Raw genomic sequence first — 4,595 nt, forward strand, 5'->3', positions numbered from 1 at the left:
TACCCGGATCCGGCCGGACGGACCGGGCCGGTGTCGGGGTCAGCTGTCGGAGGAGACCAGCTCCAATTCGCTGGTGTCGTCGAAGACGATGTGGTCGTAGCCCAGCTCGTCGACGACGGGGCGCAGCGGGGCCTCGGCGGGCGCCGACCGCTGGGAGGCCTCGGAGTGCGCGCCGCATCCGTGGTCGAGAGAGACGACGCGGCCGTCGTCGGGGGCGTACTCGTTGGCGCAGACCCCGAACATCTGGCGGAACTCCCCGGCCAGCGGGGTAAGGAATCCGCAGGTGGCGCACGGGGCGGGCGCGGCGTTGGCGATGGCGCTGCGCGGGCCGCCGTCGCCGTCGTACCAGCGCTGTGCGGCGGTCTCGCGCCCGGTCTCGGACAGCACCCGGGGACGGCCGAGGCCGAGTTCCCAGACCATCTGGCGGTCCAGGCCCTCTTCCTCCAGCTCGCCATCGGGGACCTGGGCGTAGCCGGGCTTGAGTCGATCGTCGTCGTCGGCGCTGGGCAGCAGGTCGCCCACGCCGAGGTCGCCGGGGCGCAGGCGCTCCTTCCAGGGCACCCACTGCGGCGCCAGCAGCGCTTCGGATCCGGGCAGTAGGACGGCCTCGTTGACCGTCACCTTCTTGGCACGCGCGGCGCGGACCACGGTGACGGCGTAGCGCCACCCCGCGTAGGCGGGGTCGAGGCACGCGAAGAGGTGGGTGACGACGCGGTCACCCTCGACATAGGCGGAGAGGTGTTCACCTACCCACTCCGGGCGGCCGATCTCGACGGCCGCGGAGCGGGCGAGGTCGACCGCTTCGATGCATGCCTTGTCTGGTGCGGGAGAACGGCGGCTAGGGCTCACAATTCCATTTTCGCTGATAACGGGCACCAACACGACCAAGATACCGATCGATAGTCGACCGTTACGCGCCGGATGGGGCCGGGTTCGGATGGCACCGCCCACGGGAGTGGCAGGAGTCACACCCTGCGGACCGCTCCGCGCCGCGCCGACCGGGCGGGCCCGCACGGACCGGACCGGGCGGACCGGGCGGCGGGCCGCGGCGGTCGGCTGTTCAGGCCTCCAGGTCGTCGGCGACTCTGCGCAGCACCTGGGCGATCTTGGCGGCCTCGCGGCGGTCGGGATGCTTGCCTCGACGGTAGGTTCCGGACACGCCGTCGAGGAGTTTAATCAGGTCCTCTACTAGGTCCACCATCTCGTCGGGCCGCTTGCGCTGGACCTTCCCCACCGACGGGGGCGTATCCAGCAGTTCGACCTGGAGCGCCTGGGCGCCCTTGCGTCCCTCGACGACGCCGAACTCCACGCGCTGCCCCGAACGCAGCGACTCGGTTCCGCCGGGCAGCGCCGAGGAATGCACGAAGACCTCACCGCCGTCGTCGCGGGTGAGAAAGCCGAATCCCTTTTCGCTGTCGTACCACTTGACCTTGCCGGTGGGCACGGGTGACCTCACGCTCTCGCCGTCGAAGTTCGTCGAAGGAGCGGGCGGCCGCCGCACGGCGCCTCCCCCTCCTTCCCCGGGGCCCTTTCAGGCTAGTGCTCCGCACTGCCGGCAGGCGAGTGGATTAGCCCGGCAACGACTGCAACGCCCCTTTCACGTCCGGGCGGCCGACCGCAACCGGCCCCGCCTTCGGCCCTCCGCAGACCGCACCCTCCCGCCCCGACGGGAAAGGGGCCCGGATGCGGCTCTCCGGGCCCCTCTGTCGGAAGCGCTGGCCGATGCCGCTGGATGCGGAGTTGCGGGACGGGACCCGGCGCCATCGGATACACCACCGACCTCTGACGGCGCTATGCCGCTCTGCGCCCCTCGGCCGCTGCGGCCGAATCCGGACGTAGCCGTATGATTACCCGCCGCACAGCGCGCAATGCACAGAAAAACGCAGGTCAACCCGGATATTGGACAGACTTGGGGTGCACCTGACCCCACGCGGCGGCAGCTTGCCGGAACTTGGCCCGCGCGCCCCGCACCGCTCACAGCCGGGTCAACCGCAGTACGAGGTAGAGCCCGGCGGCCAGGGCCGCCAGGCGCAGGCCGACGACCCCGGTCTCCGTCAGCGACTCCCAGATGACCTGGTCCACGTAGATGTGCTCGACGCCGCTCTCCCACACCGCCATGCCCACCAGTGTGGCCAGGACGGGCACGCCCACGCCGACCGCCTTGTCCAGTCCCGTCCATACCCGGCTCAGCGCGACGACCGCCGCGCCGATCAGCCATCCCCCGGCCAGGACGCCGGCCGCCGCCGCGGCCAGATAGAGCCCGACGCCCAGCGCCTCACCGGGATGGCGCCGCAGCGCCGCCGGGAGCGCGGCCAGGGCGTCCCCGCGCCGCGCTTGCGCCGCCCCGGCGGCCGCACGGCTGCGCGCACGGACGCCGCCGCCGGTACCCGAGCGCCACGGCGGAGGCGCGCGCACCGGGCGATTGTCCGCCGGCGCCGGGGCGGCTCCCGCACGCGCCTCTGCATCAGCCGGCCCGGCCCCGTCGTCGGCGCCGTCCGCCGCTACGGGGGTGACTCCGGGGGCGCCCGGGTCGGGCCTGTCGCCGATTTCGGCGGCGAGCTCACGCGTGACCACCTCGGCCGGACGCCCGAAACCGCGCAGAACCCGGCGGACGTCGTCGGGGCTCTCCGCCCCGACCGTGGCGCAGGCGCGCTCGATCCGCGCGCGCAGGTCGGCGAGGTAGGCGGCGCGGCGCCGGGCGGGCACGGCCCCGTACGCGGCGTCGGCGACCCGCGACACGTAGTGCAGCACCAGCTGTGCGGCCTGCTCGGTCATGGCCCCATACTGCCGCACGATCACCGGCCGCCCCATGGTGTTTCGGCCGTCACCGGCTCGGCGTGCTGAATCGCGGACCGACGGAGAACCCGAAAACCACTACCGAAAGTCCTCACACGAACACGCTGTGACATGTATGAATGGGGACACCCCACCGGTCTCAGCGCGCACGACCGATACCCGTACCGGGACGCGACCGGTAATCGGACTGCCCGACGGCCCGGCGTTCCGACACACCCGACACCCGACATCCCGAACCACAGGAGGCAGCATGCCCGCCCGCGCCCTCGCCCTGGTCGGCGCCGCCCTGGCCGCGGCCGCCCTCGCTTCACCCGCACCCGCCTCCGCGCAGCCCGCCACCGCGCCGGCCGAGGCCGACGCCGGTTCGCTGGAGATCTACGCCGCCCCCGGCGTCGGCTACCACGAGATGCACGTGCCCGACGGCTGCCACACCTACGAGCGCAGCCGCACGATCACCTTCGCCGACGCCGAACCGATCGCCACCTACTACTTCTACTCCGGCCCCGACTGCACCGGAAACGTCGTCGGCGCCGGGCGCGACGACACGCAGTGGATGCCCGCGCTCGACGGCGTCGAGTCCGTGCGCATCGACTTCGAATAGCCCTGCGCCCGGGTCCGGGGGCCGCCGTCGCATAGCGTTGGAACCGATGATCGACGAGGCGGACGCGGAACGCGGCACGGACGGGCGTCGTCCCACTTTCACCGCATGGCTGCGGCATCGGACCGACGCACAGCTGGCCGCACTCTTCGCGCTGCGCCCCGACCTGGTCACCCCCGTACCCGCCGACATCGGAGCCCTGGCCGCGCGCGCCACGGCGCGCCCGGCGGTTCTGCGGGTGCTGGACCGGCTGGACCGGTTCGAGCTGCAGGTCGTGGAGGGCCTGGTCGCGTTGGGCGACGGGCGCCTCGGCGGCGCGGCCGGGATCGAGCGCGACCGGCTCGCCGCGGCGCTGGGGGCCGGGACCGATCGGCTCGACGACGCGGTCTCGGATCTGCTGGCCGGCGCACTGGTGTGGGAGGACGGCCCCCGGCTGCGGCCGGTGAGCGTGCTCGGCGACGTCCTGGGCGCTCCGGCCGGGCTGGGGCCGCCTCTGCGGGCCCTGCTGGCCGACCGCCCGACCGATGGGCTCGACCGCGTCGCCGCGGCGCTCGGGCTGGACGCCGCGGACGCCGCCGGCCCCGGACCGGTCGAATCCGTCGCCGCCGCGCTGGGCGACGCCGCAGGGGCGGACCGGGCGCTGCGCCTGGCGGGCGCCGAAGCGCGTCCCGTACTCGACCGGCTCATGTGGGGTCCGCCGCACGGCACGGTCTCGGGCGCGGCCGACCGCGGCGGCGGCCTGGACACGGCCGCCTCGCCCATCGACCGGCTGCTGGCGCTGGGCCTGCTCGTCCCCACCGCCGCGGACACCGTCGTACTGCCGCGCGAGGTCGCGCTGCACCTGCGCGGCGGGGCGCTGTTCCAGGAAGTGGAAGCCGATCCGCCGCAGCTCACCGGGTCCCGGACCGACGCCGCGACCGTGGTCCGCACGGCCGCCGGGCAGGCCTTCACCGCCGTCCGCTCGGTCGGCGAACTGCTGGAGCGCTGGGCCGAGGATCCGCCCGGTGTGCTGCGCAGCGGCGGCCTCGGCGCACGCGACCTGCGCCGCGCGGCCCGGGACTCCGACACCGACGAGACGACCGCGGCGCTGTTCGCCGAAACGGCGCGCGCCGCCGGCCTGCTGGCCGCCGACGGCGAGGTGGACGGCGAGTGGCTGCCCACGCCCGAATTCGACGTGTGGCGCCAGGCCCCGGCCGAGTAC

4 protein-coding genes and 1 pseudogene are annotated in these 4,595 nt (G+C 74.1%); 2 read left to right on the forward strand and 3 right to left on the reverse strand.

The features are described from left to right. Positions 1-39 precede the first annotated feature (39 nt). The 3 genes from D452_RS0101430 to D452_RS0101440 all read right to left on the reverse strand — a co-directional run bounded on the left by D452_RS0101430 (position 40) and on the right by D452_RS0101440 (position 2,775). Entirely contained in the window at positions 40-849 is an 810-nt protein-coding gene (locus tag D452_RS0101430; RefSeq protein ID WP_017542374.1) for a DUF3027 domain-containing protein, read from the reverse strand. Between the two features lie 211 nt (positions 850-1,060). Beyond that, complete coding sequence (locus D452_RS31610) at positions 1,061-1,444, reverse strand: cold-shock protein (protein WP_017542375.1); 384 nt, start codon at positions 1,442-1,444, stop codon at positions 1,061-1,063. Positions 1,445-1,974: 530 nt separating this feature from the next. Continuing rightward, positions 1,975-2,775, reverse strand: a complete 801-nt coding sequence (locus D452_RS0101440; RefSeq protein ID WP_152498509.1) for a hypothetical protein — start codon at positions 2,773-2,775, stop codon at positions 1,975-1,977. A gap of 271 nt (positions 2,776-3,046) precedes the next feature. On the opposite strand from D452_RS0101440, the gene D452_RS31615 reads away from it, so the two are divergent. After that, on the forward strand, positions 3,047-3,397 hold the full coding sequence (locus D452_RS31615) for a hypothetical protein (RefSeq protein WP_017542377.1): 351 nt from the start codon (positions 3,047-3,049) through the stop codon (positions 3,395-3,397). Positions 3,398-3,443: 46 nt separating this feature from the next. After that, positions 3,444-4,595 (forward strand): annotated as a pseudogene (locus D452_RS30620) (helicase); the annotation flags it as partial.

This window comes from Nocardiopsis prasina DSM 43845 (assembly GCF_000341265.1).
GTDB lineage: Bacteria > Actinomycetota > Actinomycetes > Streptosporangiales > Streptosporangiaceae > Nocardiopsis > Nocardiopsis prasina.